Source organism: Stenotrophomonas sp. YJH_SMC_33, assembly GCF_059372295.1.
This window is the reverse complement of the sequence record NZ_JCAFVJ010000002.1, coordinates 577,047-597,516: the sequence shown is the minus strand read 5'-3', so window position 1 is coordinate 597,516 and position 20,470 is coordinate 577,047. Positions and strand designations below refer to the sequence as shown.

Below are 20,470 nucleotides of genomic sequence, written 5' to 3'. Positions count from 1 at the left end.
TGCTCGTGTGCGCTGTCCTGCGCACACGGCAAGACCGGGGTTGGGCGTCCTGCCCAACCCGCCCGAGGCATGCCTCGGGCCCATGCGGCTCACGCCCCCGCAACCGGACCCACCCCGCCTTCGACAGATTTCCACGATCTGTCGGGCCCTGTTTTCTGTAGAGCCGAGCCATGCTCGGCTCAGATCTCCCGGATATCGAGATGTTCGATTTAGATGGAGATTCATCCACGCATGGCGTGGATCTACGTGTCGACCAAGGTCGACACCTACCAACAGCAGCAGGAATCTATCAGAGGTGGGGCGGTGTCGGAGGGCGGGGTGTCAGCCGCATGGATGCGGCTGCCAAGCTTACAGGGACGTACTTGCAGCGTCCCCGCACTCCGACACCGCCCCGCCATCCTACGGAAAGCCCGCTGTTGCTGTTGAGGTTGCCGGCCAGCGGCCGGCACTACCACGGGTGCAGGGCGCAGCCCTGCCGCCCCCTCCTCAGTGGCGGCGGCGCTTGCGGTCCACGTACAGGGTCCTGGCAATGCTCAGCACAATGCCGACACCGATACCCACCACGCAGCCCAGCAGCAGGTTGTCGGCCCCAAGGCCCACACCCACGCCGACCACGGTGGCGATGACCATTTCAGCGGTGTGGGAAATAGGTTCGGGCTTCGGGGCGGACATGCGGGCTCCAGCGTCAGATCGGATCTTCGGGATGGGCCAGTGGCCCGGAAACGACGAGGCCGGGTTGCCCCGGCCTCGTCTGGTGCACCTGCAGGGGACCGTCAGTGCGATTCGGCCGGGCCCGCGATCGGCGGCAGCGGACGGGCGTCGCCGCCCTTGTCGTTGCCACCGTCCTTGTTCGACTTGCTCCAGCCCGCCGGCGGCGGCGGATCACGACCTTCCATGATCGCGTCGATCTGCGGCGCATCGATGGTCTCGTACTGCAGCAGCAGCTGGGACATCGCGTGCAGCTTGTCGATGTTCTCGGTCAGCAGCTGGGTAGTACGGGCGTAGGCCTTGTCGAGGATATTGCGCACTTCCTCGTCGATACGGCGCGCCGTGTCGTTGGACACGCTCTTGTGCTGGGTAACCGACCGGCCCAGGAACACCTCATCGTCCTCTTCGCCATAGGCGATCGGACCGAGCTGCTCGGACAGGCCCCACTTGGTGACCATGTTGCGGGCCATCTTGGTGGCACGCTCGATGTCGTTGGAGGCACCGGTGGTGACCTTGTCCTCGCCGAAAATCAGCTCTTCGGCGACGCGGCCGCCGTACAGCGAGCACAGCTGCGACTGGATCGCGACGCGGTTCATCGAGTACTTGTCGCCTTCCGGCAGGTACATGGTCACACCCAGCGCACGGCCACGCGGAATGATCGTGACCTTGTAGACCGGATCATGCTCGGGTACCAGACGGCCGACAATGGCGTGACCGGCTTCGTGGTAGGCGGTGAGGGTCTTCTCCTCTTCGCTCATGGCCATCGAGCGGCGCTCGGCGCCCATCAGGATCTTGTCGCGGGCACGGTCGAAGTGGTCCATGCGGACTTCCTTCTCGTTGCCACGCGCAGCGAACAAGGCGGCCTCGTTGCAGAGGTTGGCCAGGTCGGCGCCGGAGAAGCCCGGGGTACCGCGCGCGATCACCATCGGCTCGACGTCGTCGGCCAGCGGCAGCTTGCGCATGTGGACCTTCAGGATGTGCTCGCGGCCCTTCACGTCCGGCAGGCCGACCACGACCTGGCGGTCGAAACGGCCCGGGCGCAGCAGCGCCGGGTCCAGCACGTCCGGACGGTTGGTCGCGGCGATCACGATCACGCCTTCGCCGCCTTCAAAACCGTCCATCTCGACCAGCAGCTGGTTCAGGGTCTGCTCGCGCTCGTCGTGGCCGCCGCCCAGGCCGGCGCCACGGTGGCGGCCGACAGCGTCGATTTCATCGATGAAGATGATGCACGGGGCATGCTTCTTGGCCTGCTCGAACATGTCGCGCACGCGGCTGGCGCCGACGCCGACGAACATTTCCACGAAGTCCGAACCGGAGATCGAGAAGAACGGCACCTTGGCTTCGCCGGCAATGGCCTTGGCCAGCAGCGTCTTGCCGGTACCCGGCGGGCCCACCATCAGCACGCCGCGCGGAATCTTGCCGCCCAGCTTGGTGAACTTGGACGGGTCGCGCAGGAAGTCGACCAGCTCGCCCACTTCTTCCTTGGCCTCGTCGCAGCCGGCGACGTCGGCGAAGGTGACCTTGATCTGGTCCTCGCCCTGCAGCTTGGCGCGCGACTTGCCGAAGGACATCGCGCCCTTGGCACCGCCACCGCCGCCCTGCATCTGGCGCATGATGAACAACCAGAAGCCGATGATCAGGATGACCGGCAGGAAATTCATCAGGATCGCGCCGAGGGAAATGCCGCTGGACGGCTCCTCCTGCACGATCTCCACGTTCTTGGTGCGCAGCACGTTGATCAGGTCGCGATCGAACGGTGCGGTGATGGTGGATGTCTGCCCGCCGCGGGTGGTGTAGGTCAGCTGGCTGGTGCCGCCGCGCATGTCGCCGCCGAAGGCGACCTTCTGCACGTTTCCGCTGTCCACCTGGTCCAGGAACTGCGAGTACGACGCGCCCTGCGCGCCGGCTCCGGAGGACTTCGGCGAGAAGCTCTGGAAGACCACCATCAGCACGACGGCGACGACCACCCATAGCAGGAGGTTCTTGGTCAAGTCGTTCATCCTCATTGGCTCCGGTGTTCCTCTCAGTGCTGGCGTTGCGTGGGGGTCGAACTTGCGTACATTGCGAGCTTACTTCATGTGGGCGCGTTTTCCCTGACCCAAGGCATACACCTCGGGAGAGCGCTTGCGCGAGGCTTCCGGCTTGCGGATGGAGACCTTGTCGTACCGGCGGCGCATGTCGCGCACGTAGTCGTCAAAGCCTTCACCCTGGAACAGCTTGATCAGGAACGCCCCACCGGTCTTGAGGTGGTTGTCGGCAAAATCCAGGGCCAGCTCCGCCAGGTGCATCATCCGCGGCTGGTCGACCGCACCCACACCACTCTTATTGGGGGCCATGTCCGACAGCACAAGGTCTACCGGCTGGTCCCCGAGCATGGCTTCAAACTGCGATAGGACGGCTTCTTCCCTGAAGTCACCATGAAGGAACTCCACGCCGGCCAGCGGCGGCATGTCCAGGATATCCAGGGCCAGCACCCGGCCGGTATCGCCGATCTGTCTCCGCACCTGTTGAGACCAGCCGCCCGGGGCCGCGCCGAGGTCGACCACCACCATGTGCGGCTTCAGCAACCGGTCACGTTCCAGCAGCTCTTCGAGCTTGTAGGCGGCACGCGAGCGCATGCCTTCGGCCTGGGCCTTCTTCACGAAGGGGTCGGAGAAGTGTTCCTTGAGCCAGCGCTGGCTGCTTTTGCTGCGGGTAGCCATTGAAAATAGGGGCTGATGGGGTCCTCATGATACCCTGATCGCCCCATTCAACCGTCTTTTCCTGCATGTCCATCGCCCTGACCGCCTCCCAGACCCGTTTCCTGCGCGGCCAAGCCCACGACCTGAAGGCCCTGCTGCAGACCGGCGGCAAGGGTGTGACCCCGGCCTTCATTGCGGAGCTGAACGAAGTGCTGGAGCGCCACGAGCTGGTCAAGGTGAAGGTCGCTGCCGAAGACCGCGAGGCCCGTGACGTGATGATCGGCGAGATCGTCGAAGCCACCGAAAGCGCGCTGGTGCAGCGCATCGGCCACGTCGCCGTGCTGTACCGCCCGAGCAGGGAACAGCGCCAGATCGTGCTGCCGCGCGGCTGATCGGCCTACTGCCATGCAGCTGAACCACGAACCGCCGGACTACGCCTACAGCCTGCGCGCCGCCGATGGCCGCTCGGCCAAGGTCAATGACCAGCTGCTGGGCAGCAGTTTCTTCCTGACCCCGGACCAGCTGGTCACGCAATGGCCGGCGGTGAGCGCCACTGCGCTGCAGCTGGCTGACCTGGAGCCGATCCTGGCGCTGAACCCGGCGCTGATCGTGCTCGGCACGGGTGACCGTCAGGTGTTCCCGCCGGCGGCGGTGATGGCCGCCTGCCTGTCACGCGGCATCGGCCTGGAAGTGATGAACAATCCAGCCGCCGCGCGTACGTTCAACATCCTGGCCGGCGAAGGCCGCAAGGTCGCCGCCGCCTTCATTCTCGAAGGCTGACGTGGTGCCGCCGGACATGGCCCGGCGCCACCCTGGATCACACTTGACTCTGTAGCGCCCGAGCCCGTGCCCGGGCGGCGCCGCATCGCGGCGCGGAAAGCCGCCGGGCACGGCCCGGCGCTACCCGTCTCTGCCTGCGTCAGCGCGCCGGCAGATACTGCTGCGGGTCGACCGGCTTGCCGTTGTAGCGAATCTCGAAGTGGACCATGTCGCGGTTCGCACCGGTGCGGCCCATTTCGGCGATCTGCTCGCCGGCTTTCACGCTCTGCCCTTCATTCACCAGGCGCTTGCGGTTGTGGCCATAGGCCGACAGCCACTGGTCGCTGTGCTTGATGATGATCAGCTCGCCGTAGCCGACCAGGCCGGCACCGGAATACACCACCACGCCATTGGCGGCGGCCTTTACCGGCTGGCCGCTGGTACCGGCGATGTCCACGCCCTGCTTGGTCGCGTCACCGGCCACGTAGCGGCCGACAATCGCGCCGTCGGCCGGCCAACGCCAGGCAATGTTGCTCTTCACCGGCCCCACCGGCGCCGTCGTCGGTGCGGTGCTGCCAGCACTGCCGCCACCCTGGCGCGGCGCGGTGACCACCGTGGTCGGCGCACGGCCGCTGGTGGCCCCCTGCGGATACAGGCGGATCACCTGGCCGGGGTAGATGGTGGACGGATTGTCCAGGCGGTTCCAGGCGATCAGGTCGGCCGGGGTGATGTCATGGATGCGAGCCAGCGCATAGATGGTGTCGCCCTTGCGCACCACCACGGTCTGCCCGGGCTTGGGCACCGAGGTCTTCGGCGTGCTCACGCCGCCACCGGCGCTGCCGCCTCCCGGGCGGACCACGGTGGCGGTACCGCAGGCGGCCAGGGTGGAAACCAGCAACGCCAGCGCGCCGATGCGCACTCCCTTGCTCAGACGATCAGGATTCATGCGAACTTCGACCTCCATACAAGCCAGGCGATCAGCACCACCACCAGCACGGTGGCGATCCAGCCCAGCGGTTCAATCCAGCGACGCAGTGCGGCTTCGGCACGCGCACCACCGATACGGATGACCGCGGCCAGCACGAACACGCGCTTGCCGCGACCGATCAGCATGCTCAGCAGGTACTGCGGCATGGGTACGCCGACGATACCCGATGCCCACGTGAAGACCTTCATCGGGATGGGCATGAATCCGCCCAGCACCAGGAAGGTGAACACCGCCCAGGGCGACTCGGCCATCTTCGCCTGCACGGTGGTGATGCCCTGCTCGATCGCCGGCAGCATGCCCAGCGCTTCGAACAGCGGCTTGATCGCCTCGAAGGCGTAGTGACCCAGTGCATAGCCAACCAGCGCGCCGAGCATCGAGCCGGCCAGGCTGAGGGTGGCGAACCACCAGCCGCGCTTGGGCTGGGCCACGCACATCGGCGCCAGCATCACCTCCGGCATCACCGGGAAAATGATCGCTTCGAAGAAACTCAACACCGTCAGGTAGGTCGGCGCGCGTTCGTGCGCCGCCCACTTCATCGCCCGCTCGTACAGCGGCCCGAAAATCTTCATGCAACCCTGCTCCGTGGATTAGTCGAGCATGCCAGACAGCAGCGGCACGAAGGTGACCGGCGCCAGCACGTGTTGTTCGATGCTGCCGTCGGCCTTGCGGTCCAGCTGCACCAGCGACTGCGCCCCGGGACCACCGACCGGCGCCACCAGCCGGCCGCCCTCGGCCAGCTGCTCGATCAGCGCGTCGACCAGTGCCGGCGCCGCCGCAGTGACCACGATGGCATCGAAGGGACCGTGCTCGGCCCAGCCGACGCGACCGTCGTCATGCTTGGTGCGGATGTTCATGCCCAGCGCACGGAAGCGCTTGCGCGCCTGGCGCAGCAGGTCGCCGATGCGCTCCACGGTGTAGACCTCCAGGCCCAGCGCACCGAGGATGGCGGCCTGGTACCCGGAACCGGTGCCCACTTCCAGCACGCGCTTGGGCGCGACCTGGAGGACCGCTTCGGTCATCCGCGCTACCACCCAGGGTTGAGAGATGGTCTGGCCGTGGCCGATGGGCAGCGCGGTATCCTCGTAGGCACGCGAGGCCAGCGCTTCGTCGATGAACAGATGGCGCGGCACCACCCGGATCGCGTTCAAGGTCGGCTCGTCGACGATGCCGGCTTCGCGCAGGCGGTCGACCAGACGGTCACGCACGCGCTGCGAGGTCATGCCGATACCCACAGCTTCCGGTTGCAGGCGCAGGCGTGGGCTCATGCCGGCTGGTCCAGGGCTGCGCTGAGGCCGCCGACCCAGCTGGCCACCTTCTCCAGCGCCTGGTAGCGGGTGAGGTCGACCTGGATCGGCGTGATCGAGATGTGGCCGGTGCGCACGGCGTGGAAATCGGTACCCGGGCCGGAGTCCTGCTCGCGGCCGGCCGGGCCGATCCAGTACACCTCGTTGCCGCGTGGATCCTTCTGCGCGATGCAGCCTTCGGCACGATGGCGGTTGCCGAGGCGCGTGACCTCGAAGCCCTTGACCTCGCTCCACGGCAGGTCCGGCACGTTGACGTTGAGGATGGTGTCGGCCGGCAGCGGGTCGGCCTTGAGCCGTGCAACGATCTCGACCGCGGCGCGCGCAGCGGTTTCGTAGTGCTTCGGATCGTGGTTGCGGCTGACCAGCGACACCGCCACGGCGGGCAGGCCCAGGAAGCGACCTTCCATCGCCGCCGAAACAGTGCCGGAATAGATCACGTCATCACCGAGGTTGGCGACGTTGTTGATGCCGGACACGACAATGTCGGGCTCGAATTCAAGCAGGCCGGTCAGCGCCAGGTGCACGCAGTCGGTCGGGGTGCCGGCCACCGAGACGGTGTAATGGTCGATGCGCTTGAGCCGTATCGGCAGATCCAGCGTCAGCGAGTTGCTGGCGCCGGAGCGATCGCGGTCGGGTGCGACCACCGTAACCTCGTGCCCAGCCTCGCGCAGGACCGAGGCAAGCATCCGGATGCCTGCAGCGTCGACACCATCGTCATTGCTGACCAGGATTCGCATCTTCGATTTAACCGCTTGATTTTCCAAGAATTCGATTCCGTCACCGTGCAGTGTGGGCGGGACCGCCGCGCTCCCCTGCGGAAGCCGTCGACCCTGCAAGCGCATCGTCTATTGTGCCGCATGCGAGCCGCCGGTCCTACCCTGCCGGCGGTCACGGCCGACATCGAACCGTCATAGGCAGACCTGCGTCGGCGGTTTACCCTGTGCGCATGTCGCACCCTGAAGACGAAGATCCCGCCGCGCTGTTCCGTGCGGCCATCGGCGAAGTGACGCCGCTGCGCAAGGATGCCGAGCCGGCACCTGCCGCGCCGCGACCGAAGCCGCGTGCGCGGATGGCCGAACGTGACGAGGCCGACGCCGCCGGCGAGTTCGCCCGGCTGCTGCGCGACAGCACCCCGCTGGAAGCCGGCGATGTGGCCAGCTATCGACGCGACAACCTGCCACCACGCCTGTTCCAGCGCCTCAAGCGTGGCCAGTACTCGGTGCAGGACGAGCTGGACCTGCACGGCGCCACCGCCGCGCAGGCGGAGACGCTGCTGCGCCAGTTCCTGCTTGAAGCGCATGCACACGAATATGGCTGCGTGCGCATCATCCACGGCAAGGGCCTGCAAGCCGATGGCGGTGCGCCGGTGCTGAAGAACCTGGTTGACCGCCTGCTGCGGCTGCGCAACGACGTGCTGGCGTTCCATTCAGCGCCGACCGGACAAGGCGGGACCGGCGCGGTACTGGTGCTGCTGGCGCGGCGCTGAAAAAAGGGGACGCCATGAGTCCAAGTAGAGTCGACTGTCAGTCGACTTCTCTTCCAGCGGCAAGCGAATACCCCGCGCTGCGCGCGCAAGTCGACTGACAGTCGACTCTACCGTGCGCCCTGCTCAGGCCTGCGAGGCGTCTTCGACCGGGCCCAGCTCGTGCAGTACAGCGGTGGCGTAGCAGCCCGGCGGCAGCGCGAACGAAAGTTCCAGTACATCACTGGCCAGCCACTGATGCTGCAGCAGCGCCGGGCGCAGGCGCAGCGCGCGGCGCTCCTGTTTCAACCGTGCGTCTTCCAGGCCAGCGCGCAGCGCCTTCGATTCCTCGTCGTCCAGCGCGGCCAGCTCCAGCTCACGTGCAGCGTCGGCGCTGCGCAGCTCGCCTTCGCCCCACAACGGTGCGCTGGGATGGATGTCGAACCGCGCGAGGCGCTCGGCCAGCACGTCGGTGTACGGCTCGGGGCCGAACACGCTGCGACTGCCGTCCAGCATCCACACTTCGCCCTCCAGTGGCTGATCCCAGCTGCCCTGCTCCACGCGCGCGGCCAGCACGCGGTTGAACAGCGCCGAACGGGCGGCAGACAACAGCAGCGAACGCTGGTCCTTGCGCATGCGGCGGCCCCCGAACATCGCCAATGCGGCCGGCACGTTGCCGCCGTCGCGGCCGAAGCGCTGCTCACCGAACCAGTTCGGCAGGCCCCGGCTGGCAATCTGCTGCAAACGCTCACTGATCGCTGCAGCATCGCCCCGCACCTGGCGCAGCACCAGCTTGAAGCGGTTGCCGGCCAAGGCGCCGCGCTGCAGCTTGCGGTTGTGCCAGGTGGCTTCGAGCACTTCGATCTCATCACTGTCCAGCTCGGCCAGATCCGGTGCAATGCGCTTGGGCAGGTGCACGCTGAAGCGCTGGGTGGTGACCGCATGGCGGTCCTTCATGCCGGCGTAGCTCACCGCCATTTCCGGCAGGCCGGCCCACTTGGCCAGCAGCTTGGCCACATGCACGGTGTTGGCACCGCGCTTGCGGATGTGCAGCAGCAGGTGCTCGCCCTCGCCAGTGGCCTCGAACGCCGGCAACTCGTCGACCTGGAAATCTTCCGGCGTGGTGCGGATGCGCGCCGACAGCAACGGCGCACCAAACGCAAGCGGCAGCGGGATCATGCCGCCACCAGCAGCACCACCGCCTGTGCGGCGATGCCTTCTCCACGGCCGGTAAAGCCCAGCTTCTCCGAGGTGGTGGCCTTGACGCTGACCGCATCCAGCGGCAGCTGCAGCAGCGCACCGATGCGCTCACGCATGGCCAGCGCATGCGGACCGACCTTCGGACGCTCGCAGATCACGGTGATGTCGGTGTTGCCGACGCGCCAGCCACGCTCGCGCAGCAGGCTGTCGCAATGGCGGACGAAATCGCTGCTGTCAGCGCCCTTCCAGCGGTCATCACTCGGCGGGAAGTGCTGGCCGATGTCACCCAGCGCCAGCGCACCGAGCATCGCGTCGCACAGGGCATGCAGGATCACGTCGCCGTCGCTGTGCGCGAGCACGCCACAGCTGTGCGGCACGTTCACCCCACCGAGCATGATGTGATCGCCCTCACCGAAGGCATGGACGTCGTAGCCCTGGCCGATGCGGACGGGCGGGAACGGTGCGGTGCTCATGGATGCAACCCTTGCAGCAGGGCCGCGCGGGCAATCAGCCGGCGCGACGGGAAAGTACGAATTCGAACCGGTCGAGATCGGCCGGAGTGGTTACCTTGAAGTTGTCCTCGCTGCCTTCCACCAGCAGCGGGCGCTGGCCCTGGCGCTCCATGGCCATGGCCTCGTCGGTGACTTCGACACCGGCGGCAGCGGCTTCGGACAGCGCGCGGCTGAGCTGGTGGCGGCGGAACAGCTGCGGCGTCAATGCACGCCACAGGCGCTCGCGCGGCTCGGTGCCATCGATGCCACCGTCATCGCCCGCGCGCTTGAGGGTGTCGCGCACCGGTGCGGCCAGGATCGCCCCGACCGGGTCGGCACGACCGACTTCAAGCAGCCGCCCAAGATCGGCAAGTGACAGGTTCGGCCGCGCCGCATCGTGGACCAACACGAATTCATCGGCACGCACCGAGTCCGGCAGGGCCTGCAGCCCGGCCAGCACCGAGGCGGCACGGGTCGCGCCGCCGATGCAGGTCAGCACCGGCTTGCCGGCCCATTCACTCCAGCCAGGCCAGTCACCGTCGTCCTGTCCGATCACCACCATCGCGCCGGCCACGGCCGGGTGCGCCAGCAGCGCGTCCAGGGTATGGGCGAGCAGGATCTGCCCGCCGGCCTGCAGGTACTGTTTGGGCAGCGGTGCGCCGAAGCGGGCGCCACGGCCGGCGGCCGGAACCACCACCCAGATCGCCCCACTCATGGCACGTCCGCCGGATGATCGCCGACCTGGGCGCTGACACCTGCCGCAGGTTGCGCCGGTTGGACCGGCGCATCCTCGACCACACGGTAGAACTTCTCGCCAGGCTTGATCATGCCCAGCTCGCTGCGCGCGCGCTCCTCGATGGCGGACTGGCCTTCCTTGAGGTCCTTCACTTCGGCGGCCAGCGCGTCGTTGCGCTGCTGCAGGCCCTCGTTGTCCCGCTCCTGGTTGGCGACCTGGGCTTCGAGCATCATCACTTCACCCGAATTGCCCGGACCGAACCAGAAGCGGTACTGCAGCCAGCCCAGCAACAGGGCCAGCACCAGCAGCATCCAGCGCCAGTCGCGCATCGGCTCAGCGCTTCAGCGAAACGAACGCGTCACGACCGGCGTAACGCGCGCCGGCGCCGAGGGCTTCCTCGATGCGCAGCAGCTGGTTGTACTTGGCCACGCGATCGCTGCGGCACAGCGAGCCGGTCTTGATCTGGGTGGCGGTGGTAGCCACGGCGATGTCAGCGATGGTGGTGTCTTCGGTTTCACCCGAGCGGTGCGAAACCACGGCGGCGTAGCCGGCACGATCAGCCATGGCGATCGCTTCCAGGGTTTCGCTTAGCGTGCCGATCTGGTTGACCTTGATCAGGATCGCGTTGGCGGTGCCCGAGTCGATGCCTTCCTGGAAGATCTTCGGGTTGGTCACGAACAGGTCGTCGCCGACCAGCTGCACCTTCTTGCCGATGCGGTCGGTCAGCAGCTTCCAACCCGCCCAATCATTCTCGGCCAGGCCATCCTCAATCGTGATGATCGGGTACTGCGCGGCCCAGTCAGCGAGGAAGTCGACGAACTGCTCGGAAGTCAGGCGCTTGTTCTCGCCGACCAGGTTGTACTTGCCGTTCTCGAAGAATTCGCTGGACGCCACGTCCAGGCCCAGCAGCACGTCTTCACCGGCGGTGTAGCCGGCCTTGCCGATCGCTTCGAGGATGGTGTCCAGCGCTTCGACGTTGCTGCGGAAGTCCGGCGCGAAACCGCCTTCGTCGCCCACCGCCGTGCTCAGGCCGTGGCCCTTCAGCACCGACTTCAGCGAATGGAAGATTTCGGTGCCGGCGCGCAGCGCTTCGGAGAACGAGGTGAAGCCGACCGGCAGCACCATGAACTCCTGGAAGTCCACGTTGTTGTCGGCGTGCGCGCCACCATTGATGATGTTCATCATCGGCACCGGCAGCGACGGGGTAACGCCGGTCTTGGCGGCCAGGTACTGCCACAGCGCCTGCTTGTTCGATGCAGCGGCGGCGTGCGCGGCGGCCATCGAAACACCCAGCAGCGCGTTGGCGCCCAGGCGGCCCTTGTTCTCGGTGCCATCAAGATCGATCAGGCGACGGTCGAGGCCGGCCTGGTCGGTGGCTTCAAAACCCTTCAGCGCGTTGGCGATGGTGGTGTTGACGTTGTCGACGGCCTTGCGCACGCCCTTGCCCAGGTAACGGGTCTTGTCGCCATCACGCAGCTCGACCGCTTCCTTGGTGCCGGTCGAGGCGCCGGAGGGAACCGCGGCACGACCGAACGAACCGTCCTCCAGGATGACTTCGGCTTCCAGCGTGGGGTTGCCACGGCTGTCGAGGATTTCACGGGCGTGGATGCTGCGGATCGTACTCATGGTCGGGCCGGTTACCTGTCTGGAGAGGGGGCGACAAAACGAATGCCGCGTGATTATCCCCGGCTGCCCGCCACTTGCCAAATGGCGTGGGCGCCGTCAGGCCAGAGTGGCCCCGATCACCATCAGGATCAACGACACCATCACCACCAGCAGGCCACCAGCAATGGCCGCCACTACGCCGCCGCGGCGGCAACGCCAGGCCATCACCATCGCCACCAGGCTGCCAACGAAGGACAGCACGAGCATGGCCAGTGCAGCCCAGATCCAGTACTGCATGGCCTGCATGCCATGGCTGCCATCCCCGGGCGAACCGAAACTGGCGGCGAAGGCGAATACAGCTGCCACCAGGCCGGCCCAGGCAAGAACAGCCAGCGCCAGCGCGATCAGGCCCCAGGGCCGATCACGGGTTGCCAGGGTCGCATTCATCAGAACAGTCCGTAGAACAGGGCGCCAAGCCACAGCGACAGCAGGATGATCGCCAACCCGGCGGCCACCTTGCCACGGTTCAGGCGCCAGGCCAGTACGGCGGCAGCGACGCATCCCACGGCGCCGACCAGCTCTGCAACCAGCAGCGCAATGAAGTACACGCGCAGATTGAGCGCGCTGTCGCCATCACCTGGTGGGCGCACTGACGCGGCGCCGATCAGCACCAGACCGAACATGCCCACGGTGAACAGCACGGCCAGGCCCAGTGCGATCAGGCCCCAGGGCCACTGTTTCCAGTGCCGGCGGCGGCGCTGGTTTTCCAGCGCCAGCCACGGGTCACGACTCACGCGAAGCGCGAGAAGCCGTGCTTCTTGGTCACCGCGTCCAGTTCCATCAGGGTCTCGAGCAGGGCTTCCATCTGGTCCAGCGGCCACGCATTGGGGCCATCGGAGAGGGCCTTGGACGGGTCCGGATGGGTCTCGGCGAACAGGCCGGAAATGCCTACCGCCACGGCGGCACGGGCCAGCACCGGCACGTGCTCACGCTGGCCACCGGAACTGGTGCCCTGCCCGCCCGGCAGCTGCACCGAATGGGTAGCGTCGAACACCACCGGGCAACCGGTCTCGCGCATCACCGCCAGCGAACGCATGTCGCTGACCAGATTGTTGTAGCCGAAGCTGGCACCACGCTCGCAGACCATGATCTGCTCGTTGCCGGTGGCCTTGGCCTTCTCCACGACCGGCTTCATGTCCCAAGGCGCCAGGAACTGGCCCTTCTTGATGTTGACCGGCTTGCCGGCCGAGCACACCTTGCGGATGAAGTCGGTCTGGCGGACCAGGAACGCCGGGGTCTGCAGCACGTCCACCACCGAGGCCACTTCGTCCATCGGGGTGTACTCATGGACGTCGGTGAGCACCGGCACGCCGATCTGCTTCCTGACCTCGGCCAGGACCTTCAGGCCCTCCTCCATGCCCGGGCCGCGGAAGGCGGTGCCCGAGGTGCGGTTGGCCTTGTCGAAGCTGGACTTGAAGATGAAGTTGACGCCGAGCTTGCCGGTGATCTCCTTCAGCTTGCCGGCGGTATCGAGCTGCAACTGCATCGACTCGATCACGCAGGGGCCGGCGATCAGGAACAGGGGCTGGTCCAGCCCGACCTCGAATCCACACAGTTTCATGGCGTTTCCTTGTTGTCCGCAGCACCGGCCGGGCCGGTGCGCTGGGGGTTGAAGCATGCAGGATGGGGGCCCACGCCCCCATTCACAAGTCAGGCGCGCGCTTCGGAAAGCAGCTTGCCGCCCGCCTTGCGCTCGCGCGCGGCACGGATGAAACCGATGAACAGCGGGTGGCCGTCGCGCGGCGTGGACAGGAATTCCGGGTGCGCCTGGCAGGCCAGGAACCACGGGTGGGCATCGCGCGGCAGTTCGACCACTTCCACCAGGGTGTCGTCCATCGACTTGCCGGCGATCACCAGGCCCGCATCTTCCAGCTGGGTGCGGTAGCGGTTGTTGAACTCGTAGCGGTGGCGGTGGCGCTCGGCGACCACGTCCTTGCCGTACAGCTCGCGGGCCAGCGTGCCCGGCTTCAGGCGTTGTTCCTGCAGGCCCAGGCGCATGGTGCCGCCGAGGTCGCTCTTGTCGTCACGCTTCTCGACATCGCCGCTGGCGGTGCGCCATTCGGTGATCAGGCCGATCACCGGGTTCGGCGACTGGCGATCGTTCTCGGTGCTGTTGGCACCTTCCAGGCCGACCACGTTGCGCGCGTAATCGACCACTGCCGCCTGCATGCCGTAGCAGATGCCGAAGTACGGCACCTGCTGCTCGCGGGCGAACTTCGAGGTCAGCACCTTGCCTTCAAAGCCGCGGTCACCGAAGCCACCCGGTACCAGGATGCCGTCGACATCGGCCAGTGCAGCCATGTCGGTGCCTTCCAGGTCCTGTGCTTCCAGCCACTTCAGGTTGACCTTGGTGCGCTGGCGCAGGCCACCGTGCTTCAGTGCCTCGCCGACCGACTTGTAGGCATCCTGGTGATCGACGTACTTGCCGACCACGGCGATGGTCACTTCGTCCAGCGGGTGCAGGGTCGCGTCGACCGCGTCTTCCCACATCGAAAGATCGACCGGACCGGCCTTGTCGGCCAGCTTCAGCTGGTTCACCACGATTTCGTCCAGGCCCTGTGCATGCAGGCCGGACGGGATGCGGTACAGCACGTCCACGTCCGGCACGCTGATCACTGCACGCTCGGAGACGTTGGTGAACTGGGCGATCTTGCGACGCTCCGAATCCGGCACCGCCTGTTCTGAACGGCACAACAGCACGTCCGGCTGGATGCCGATCGAGCGCAGTTCCTTCACCGAGTGCTGGGTCGGCTTGGTCTTCAGCTCACCGGCGGCACCGATGTACGGCACCAGGGTGAGGTGCATGAACAGCGCCTTCTCCGGGCCACGTTCGGTGCGCACCTGGCGGATCGCCTCCAGGAACGGCAGCGACTCGATGTCGCCCACGGTGCCGCCGATCTCGACCAGTGCCACGTCGTAGCCTTCGGTGGCTTCGTCGATGCAGCGACGGATCTCGTCGGTGATGTGCGGAATGACCTGCACGGTCGCGCCCAGGTAGTCGCCGCGGCGCTCCTTGCGGATCACGTTCTCGTAGATGCGCCCGGTGGTGACCGAGTTCTTGCGGCTGAGGCGGGTGCGCACGAAGCGCTCGTAGTGGCCCAGGTCGAGGTCGGTCTCCGCGCCGTCGTCGGTGACGTAGACCTCACCGTGCTGGAACGGGCTCATGGTGCCCGGGTCGACGTTGATGTACGGGTCGAGCTTCATCATCGTGACCTTCAGGCCACGGGCTTCAAGAATGGCGGCCAGCGACGCGGCGGCAATGCCTTTGCCGAGCGAGGACACCACGCCGCCGGTTACGAAAATCAAGGGAGTCATGGCTGCAAGCATCCTGTCTGGAAATGGAAAACGGCAGCACCACGCGCACCCGGTGGGCGGGCATGGTGCTCAGAGGGGGTTTTCCGGTTCGCTGAGGCAGCGAGGGAGGTGCGGATCCGTGCGGCGGCAGGCGCCGGACCGGAACCATCGTGCGAGGTCGGGGCGGCCGTGCCGGCCAAATCGACCGTCACCTGCGACCCGCCATGCTGGAAGCCACGCTTGGCCGCTCCAGCCCATTCGCAAATGGTGGACACGCACTTACTCCCGGAAAGCCATAGTTTACAGATTGATGGCCGCCAACCCAAGGGGCAGACGCCACGTTCCCAAAAAGAAACGCCCCGCTGAGCGGGGCGTTCCGGTGCGCAACCCTTGTCGCAAGGGCGCCTGGCAGGCTGCAGGATCAGCGCTTCTTGCGCGCTTCCTCTTCCTCTTCCTGCTGCGGGGCCGGCTGGCCCTGCGCCTTCATCTGGGCATTGGCCTGGGCCCGGCGCTTGGCCTTTGCATCGGCCTCGGCCTGGGCCTTGTCGGCCTGATCACCCTGTTGCGGGGCCGACTGGCCGGCGTTCTGCGCCACCACCAGCGGCACTGCAACGGCGGCAGCGGCCAGGATCGCAATGGTCAGCAACTTCTTCATGGAGTCCTCCTCGCGGTATGGCTTGGACGTTCTGATCCAACGGAGCGCCGGCGTTCAGATTCCAGCGGCTGCCATTTTACCCCCTCTGCGTCGCCGAGACTGAACCGCAGGCGTGCAAAATCCCGTGCCAGACCCCACACTTGCCCGTCGCTCCAAGCTTTCGAAGACAGATGAACGCCCGTTATAACGCCGCCGATATTGAAGTCCTGTCCGGCCTTGACCCGGTCAAGCGCCGTCCCGGCATGTATACCGACACCGCGCGCCCGAACCACCTGGCGCAGGAAGTGATCGACAACTCGGTGGACGAGGCCCTCGCCGGCCACGCCCGCTCGATCGAGATCACCCTGTACAAGGACGGCAGCGTGGAGGTCAGCGATGACGGCCGCGGCATGCCGGTGGACATCCATCCCGAAGAAAAGATCCCGGGCGTCGAGCTGATCCTCACCCGCCTGCATGCCGGCGGCAAGTTCAGCAACAACAACTACACCTTCTCCGGTGGTCTGCACGGCGTCGGCGTCAGCGTGGTCAACGCGCTGTCGACCCTGGTGGAAGTGCACATCAAGCGCGACGGTGCCGAACACCGCATCACCTTCCGCAATGGCGACCGCGCCACACCGCTGGAAGTAGTTGGCAGCGTCGGCAAGAAGAACACCGGTACCCGCGTGCGCTTCTGGCCGGACCCGAAGTACTTCGATACGCCGAAGTTCGCGGTGCGCGCGCTCAAGCACCTGCTGCGCGCCAAGGCCGTGCTGTGCCCGGGCCTGACCGTGAAGCTGACCGATGAAGCCACCGGTGAAGTCGATACCTGGTACTACGAAGACGGCCTGCGCGATTACCTGAAGCTGGAGCTGGGTGATCGCGAGATGCTGCCGGCCGAGCTGTTCGTCGGCAGCCTGAAGAAGGACACCGAGGTCGTGGACTGGGCAGTGGCCTGGCTGCCGGAAGGCGAGCTGGTGCAGGAAAGCTACGTCAACCTGATCCCCACCGCCCAGCACGGCACCCATGTCAACGGCCTGCGTACCGGCCTGACCGAGGCGCTGCGCGAGTTCTGCGACTTCCGCAACCTGCTGCCGCGTGGCGTCAAGCTGGCCCCGGAAGACGTGTGGGACCGCGTGTCGTTCGTGCTGTCGCTGAAGATGACCGACCCGCAGTTCAGCGGCCAGACCAAGGAACGCCTGTCCTCACGCCAGGCGGCCGGCTTCATCGAAGGTGCCGCCCATGATGCCTTCAGCCTGCTGCTCAACCAGAACGTGGAGCTGGGCGAGAAGATCGCGCAGATCGCCATCGAGCGCGCCAGCGCCCGTCTGAAGACCGAAAAGCTGGTCGTCCGCAAGAAGGTCACCCAGGGCCCGGCCCTGCCCGGCAAGCTGGCCGACTGCATCAGCCAGGACCTGTCGCGCACCGAGCTGTTCCTGGTGGAAGGTGATTCGGCAGGCGGCAGCGCCAAGCAGGCCCGCGACAAGGATTTCCAGGCCATCATGCCGTTGCGCGGCAAGATCCTGAACACCTGGGAGGTTTCCTCCAACAGCGTGCTGGCCTCGGAAGAAGTGCACAACCTGGCGATCGCGATCGGCTGCGACCCGGGCAAGGACGACATCAGCGGCCTGCGCTACGGCAAGGTCATCATCCTGGCCGACGCGGACTCCGACGGCCTGCACATCGCAACACTGCTGACCGCGCTGTTCCTCAGGCACTTCCCTGCGCTGGTCGATGCCGGCCACGTGTTCGTGGCCATGCCGCCACTGTTCCGCATCGACGTGGGCAAGCAGGTGTTCTATGCCCTGGACGAGGAAGAAAAGCGCTCGATGCTGGACAAGATCGAACGCGAGAAGATCAAGGGCGCCATCAACGTGACCCGCTTCAAGGGCTTGGGCGAGATGAACCCGCCTCAGCTGCGTGAATCGACCATCCACCCCGATACGCGCCGGCTGGTGCAGCTGACCGTGGACGATCGCGAGCAGACAAGTTCGCTGATGGACATGCTGCTGGCCAAGAAGCGCGCCTCCGACCGCAAGGGCTGGCTGGAGTCGAAGGGCGACCTGGCTTCGCTGGAAGTCTGACTCCCGCAGCCCTCCTGTAGAGCCGAGCCCACGCTCGGCTGCATTCCACGCCGTGCCGGGCAGCCGAGCATCGGCTCGGCTCTACAGAGATCCCACCCCCATCGGCAAACCCGGCGGAGCCATAATGCGCGTCCATCCGTGTGGACCAACGTATTGGCCAGCCACTCCCTGCTGTTTCCCGGCCTGCCGCTGCACAGCGCGCGCCTCGTCCTGAGCCCGATCCGCCGCGACGATGCGGCCGCCCTGTTCGCAATCCAGTCCGATCCGGACGTGATGCGGTTCTGGAACCATCCTGCATGGACACGACCGTCCGAGGCACGCGCGCAGATCGACGATGACCTGGCGGCACAGGCCACCGGCACCCAGCTCAAGCTGGCCGTGCGCGAAACGCTGGACGGCCCGTTGCTGGGCATCTGCGTGGTGTTTGCGTTGGACCGCGATGCGGCACGCGCCGAGATCGGCTACCTGCTGGCACCGGATCGCCAAGGCCTGGGCTACATGCACGAGGCCCTGCAGCAGGTACTGGCCTACCTGTTCGGCACCCTCCACCTGCATCGCGTGGAAGCCGAGATCGACCCGCGCAACGCACCCTCCGCGCACGTGCTCGAACGCCTGGGCTTCCGCCGCGAGGGAGTGCTGCGCCAGCGCTGGCGGATCCAGGGGGAACTGGCCGACTCGGCCGTCTATGGCCTGCTGGCCGATGACGAAGCGGCCGCCACCCTGCCCGCTTGACCCAATCTGGCCAGTAGCGGGCTCAACGCACGGCCATGCCTTTGGACACATACGACATGGGCCGCCACCGGCCTAGCATCGGAATCCCCTTCCGCTGCCCACCCGGTGCCATGAAGTCCCTGCTGCACACTGCCGCGCTCTGCGTCGGCCTGCTCATCGCCCCAGCCAGCGTACTGGCCGCGCCTGATGCCGACGCCAAGCCCGATCCGAAAGACGACAAGACCGAGGCACCTGCGTTGCCCGCAGACGCCTCAGCCCGCCAGAGCATGCGCCTGGCCGGCCGCACCCTGGACTACACCGCCACCGTCGGCACCCTGCCGGTACGCGATGCCAAGGGCAAGGTGATCGCCGATGTGGTGTTCACCGCCTACACGATGCCGGGCAAGGACCGGCCGGTGACCTTCGCACTCAATGGCGGCCCCGGTGCGTCGTCGGTGTACCTCAACATGGGCGCGATCGGGCCCAAGGTGGTGACCTTCGGCTCCGAGGGTGACAGCGCGTCGGCGCCGGCCACGCTGCACGACAACCCCGGCACCTGGCTGGACTTCACCGACCTGGTGTTCATCGATCCGGTCGGCACCGGCTTCAGCCGCGCGCGGATCGGCGACGATGAAGCGAAGAAGGCACTGTACAACCCCAGCGCCGACATCGAATACCTGTCACGCTCGATCTACGACTGGCTGCTGCGCAACCAGCGCATGGCGTCGCGCAAGTACCTGACTGGCGAGAGCTACGGCGGCTATCGCGGCCCGCGCATCACCCACTACCTGCAGACCCGGCTGGGCGTGGCGATGAACGGCCTGGTACTGGTCTCGCCGTACCTGAGCCCGACCCTGGAAGACAACGCCGATGTCTCGCCGATGGCGTGGATGCAGACCCTGCCGTCGATCGCCGCCGCGCACCTGGAGCGCCAGGGCAAACTGACCGATGCAGCGATGCGCGAAGTAGTGGAATACACCCGTGGCGACTACGCCACCGCCCTGATGAAAGGCCGTAGCGATCCGCAGGCAACCGAGGCGATGCTGCGCCGGGTGACCGAACTGACCGGCCTGGAGCCGCAGTTCGTGCGCCGTGCCGGTGGCCGCCTGGAAACGCAGGCCTACCTGCGCGAAGTATTCCGCGACAAGGGCACGCTGGGCAGCCGTTACGATTCCAACGTGACCGCGTTCGATCCGTTCCCGAACGATCCGGAGCAGCGCGCCAACGATCCGCTGCTGGACAGCATCATTGCGCCGACCACCACGGCGATGGTCGACTTCGTGACGCGCGTGGTCGGCTGGAAGGTGGATGCGCGCTACCAGGCGCTGAATTACGACGTGAACCGGCTGTGGGACCGCAATGGCGAGCTGCGCCAGGGCGCGGTGACCCAGCTGCGCCAGGCGGTGGCGATCGACCCGCATCTGCAGGTGCTGATCGTGCATGGCTGGAACGACCTGTCGTGCCCGTTCATGGGGTCGATCCTGACCGTGGACCAGATGCCGACGATGGGCAGCAATCCGGACCGGGTGCAGGTGCGCAGTTATCCGGGCGGGCACATGTTCTACAGCCGGGCCGACAGCCAGGCGGCGTTCCGGAATGATGTGAAGGCGCTGTTCCAGCGCAATTGATGGGTGGTGGCGGCCGGGCCTGCGGCCCGGCACCCGCTGGATCAACTGCAACTGCAGCTGCGACTGCAAAGGCCTGGATTCCGTGGGATGGCGGGGTGGGATGGGCAGGCGGGGGACGGCAAAAACTG

General features: G+C 66.5%; 23 protein-coding genes. 6 read left to right on the top strand and 17 right to left on the bottom strand.

Going from position 1 to position 20,470, the window contains the following annotated elements; all coding sequences use genetic code 11:
* Positions 1 to 486 precede the first annotated feature (486 nt).
* From AC5P9W_RS06670 to rlmE, 3 genes are all read right to left on the bottom strand, one after another.
* Positions 487 to 672, bottom strand: coding sequence for a hypothetical protein (locus AC5P9W_RS06670; RefSeq protein ID WP_019658870.1), 186 nt, complete (start codon positions 670 to 672; stop codon positions 487 to 489).
* A gap of 101 nt (positions 673 to 773) precedes the next feature.
* The gene (ftsH, locus tag AC5P9W_RS06665; RefSeq protein WP_058980127.1) at positions 774 to 2,708 is read right to left on the bottom strand and encodes an ATP-dependent zinc metalloprotease FtsH; all 1,935 of its coding nucleotides are present in this window, start codon (positions 2,706 to 2,708) and stop codon (positions 774 to 776) included.
* A gap of 69 nt (positions 2,709 to 2,777) precedes the next feature.
* Complete coding sequence (gene rlmE / locus AC5P9W_RS06660) at positions 2,778 to 3,410, bottom strand: 23S rRNA (uridine(2552)-2'-O)-methyltransferase RlmE (protein WP_005409014.1); 633 nt, start codon at positions 3,408 to 3,410, stop codon at positions 2,778 to 2,780.
* A gap of 65 nt (positions 3,411 to 3,475) precedes the next feature.
* On the opposite strand from rlmE, the gene yhbY reads away from it, so the two are divergent.
* Together yhbY and AC5P9W_RS06650 are read left to right on the top strand one after the other, a co-directional pair.
* Positions 3,476 to 3,781 (top strand): ribosome assembly RNA-binding protein YhbY, encoded by a 306-nt coding sequence (gene yhbY / locus AC5P9W_RS06655; protein WP_019658872.1) that lies wholly within the window; start codon positions 3,476 to 3,478, stop codon positions 3,779 to 3,781.
* Positions 3,782 to 3,794: 13 nt separating this feature from the next.
* A complete protein-coding gene (locus AC5P9W_RS06650; RefSeq protein ID WP_180832956.1) occupies positions 3,795 to 4,169 on the top strand; it encodes an Mth938-like domain-containing protein in 375 nt (124 codons plus the stop codon).
* 139 nt (positions 4,170 to 4,308) lie between these two features.
* On the opposite strand, the gene AC5P9W_RS06645 is transcribed toward AC5P9W_RS06650, so the two are convergent.
* Genes AC5P9W_RS06645 through surE form a run of 4 tightly spaced genes read right to left on the bottom strand, consistent with a single transcriptional unit; the run spans position 4,309 to position 7,177 of the window.
* A complete protein-coding gene (locus AC5P9W_RS06645) occupies positions 4,309 to 5,094 on the bottom strand; it encodes a peptidoglycan DD-metalloendopeptidase family protein (protein WP_206621945.1) in 786 nt (261 codons plus the stop codon).
* The gene (locus tag AC5P9W_RS06640) at positions 5,091 to 5,705 is read right to left on the bottom strand and encodes a YqaA family protein (protein ID WP_019658876.1); all 615 of its coding nucleotides are present in this window, start codon (positions 5,703 to 5,705) and stop codon (positions 5,091 to 5,093) included. The genes AC5P9W_RS06645 and AC5P9W_RS06640 overlap by 4 nt, the downstream gene beginning before the upstream one ends.
* Positions 5,706 to 5,723: 18 nt before the next feature.
* Entirely contained in the window at positions 5,724 to 6,401 is a 678-nt protein-coding gene (locus AC5P9W_RS06635) for a protein-L-isoaspartate(D-aspartate) O-methyltransferase (RefSeq protein WP_010485977.1), read from the bottom strand.
* Positions 6,398 to 7,177 (bottom strand): 5'/3'-nucleotidase SurE, encoded by a 780-nt coding sequence (gene surE / locus AC5P9W_RS06630; RefSeq protein ID WP_019658877.1) that lies wholly within the window; start codon positions 7,175 to 7,177, stop codon positions 6,398 to 6,400. The genes AC5P9W_RS06635 and surE overlap by 4 nt, the downstream gene beginning before the upstream one ends.
* 209 nt (positions 7,178 to 7,386) lie before the next feature.
* Here surE and AC5P9W_RS06625 point away from each other — a divergent pair, with 209 nt between their 5' ends.
* A complete protein-coding gene (locus AC5P9W_RS06625; RefSeq protein WP_111103041.1) occupies positions 7,387 to 7,926 on the top strand; it encodes a Smr/MutS family protein in 540 nt (179 codons plus the stop codon).
* Positions 7,927 to 8,049: 123 nt separating this feature from the next.
* Here the strand turns inward: AC5P9W_RS06625 and truD are convergent, their stop codons facing one another.
* From truD to AC5P9W_RS06575, 10 genes are all read right to left on the bottom strand, one after another.
* A complete protein-coding gene (gene truD / locus AC5P9W_RS06620; protein ID WP_111103050.1) occupies positions 8,050 to 9,081 on the bottom strand; it encodes a tRNA pseudouridine(13) synthase TruD in 1,032 nt (343 codons plus the stop codon).
* Positions 9,078 to 9,575, bottom strand: a complete 498-nt coding sequence (gene ispF, locus AC5P9W_RS06615; protein ID WP_021204089.1) for a 2-C-methyl-D-erythritol 2,4-cyclodiphosphate synthase — start codon at positions 9,573 to 9,575, stop codon at positions 9,078 to 9,080. Before ispF ends, truD begins: the two co-directional genes overlap by 4 nt.
* Positions 9,576 to 9,609: 34 nt before the next feature.
* Positions 9,610 to 10,308, bottom strand: coding sequence for a 2-C-methyl-D-erythritol 4-phosphate cytidylyltransferase (ispD, locus tag AC5P9W_RS06610; RefSeq protein ID WP_019658880.1), 699 nt, complete (start codon positions 10,306 to 10,308; stop codon positions 9,610 to 9,612).
* Complete coding sequence (gene ftsB, locus AC5P9W_RS06605) at positions 10,305 to 10,658, bottom strand: cell division protein FtsB (RefSeq protein ID WP_019658881.1); 354 nt, start codon at positions 10,656 to 10,658, stop codon at positions 10,305 to 10,307. Before ftsB ends, ispD begins: the two co-directional genes overlap by 4 nt.
* Positions 10,659 to 10,662: 4 nt before the next feature.
* A complete protein-coding gene (gene eno, locus AC5P9W_RS06600) occupies positions 10,663 to 11,955 on the bottom strand; it encodes a phosphopyruvate hydratase (protein ID WP_014036739.1) in 1,293 nt (430 codons plus the stop codon).
* A gap of 96 nt (positions 11,956 to 12,051) precedes the next feature.
* Positions 12,052 to 12,381: a hypothetical protein gene (locus AC5P9W_RS06595; RefSeq protein ID WP_019658882.1), complete on the bottom strand. Its 330-nt coding sequence runs from the start codon at positions 12,379 to 12,381 to the stop codon at positions 12,052 to 12,054.
* Positions 12,381 to 12,728 carry a hypothetical protein gene (locus AC5P9W_RS06590; RefSeq protein ID WP_206621944.1) on the bottom strand — a complete coding sequence of 116 codons (348 nt, stop codon included), beginning with the start codon at positions 12,726 to 12,728 and terminating at the stop codon, positions 12,381 to 12,383. Before AC5P9W_RS06590 ends, AC5P9W_RS06595 begins: the two co-directional genes overlap by 1 nt.
* Complete coding sequence (gene kdsA / locus AC5P9W_RS06585; protein WP_019658884.1) at positions 12,725 to 13,555, bottom strand: 3-deoxy-8-phosphooctulonate synthase; 831 nt, start codon at positions 13,553 to 13,555, stop codon at positions 12,725 to 12,727. The genes AC5P9W_RS06590 and kdsA overlap by 4 nt, the downstream gene beginning before the upstream one ends.
* A gap of 89 nt (positions 13,556 to 13,644) precedes the next feature.
* Entirely contained in the window at positions 13,645 to 15,309 is a 1,665-nt protein-coding gene (gene pyrG, locus AC5P9W_RS06580; protein WP_005416023.1) for a CTP synthase, read from the bottom strand.
* Between the two features lie 400 nt (positions 15,310 to 15,709).
* Complete coding sequence (locus AC5P9W_RS06575) at positions 15,710 to 15,943, bottom strand: hypothetical protein (protein WP_019658885.1); 234 nt, start codon at positions 15,941 to 15,943, stop codon at positions 15,710 to 15,712.
* A 170-nt stretch (positions 15,944 to 16,113) separates the two neighbouring features.
* Here AC5P9W_RS06575 and parE point away from each other — a divergent pair, with 170 nt between their 5' ends.
* The 3 genes from parE (at position 16,114) to AC5P9W_RS06560 (ending at position 20,342) form a co-directional block, all read left to right on the top strand.
* Positions 16,114 to 18,003, top strand: coding sequence for a DNA topoisomerase IV subunit B (gene parE / locus AC5P9W_RS06570; RefSeq protein ID WP_019658886.1), 1,890 nt, complete (start codon positions 16,114 to 16,116; stop codon positions 18,001 to 18,003).
* Between the two features lie 153 nt (positions 18,004 to 18,156).
* Entirely contained in the window at positions 18,157 to 18,735 is a 579-nt protein-coding gene (locus AC5P9W_RS06565) for a GNAT family N-acetyltransferase (protein WP_021204093.1), read from the top strand.
* A 110-nt stretch (positions 18,736 to 18,845) separates the two neighbouring features.
* Complete coding sequence (locus AC5P9W_RS06560) at positions 18,846 to 20,342, top strand: S10 family peptidase (RefSeq protein ID WP_206621943.1); 1,497 nt, start codon at positions 18,846 to 18,848, stop codon at positions 20,340 to 20,342.
* Positions 20,343 to 20,470 lie beyond the last annotated feature (128 nt).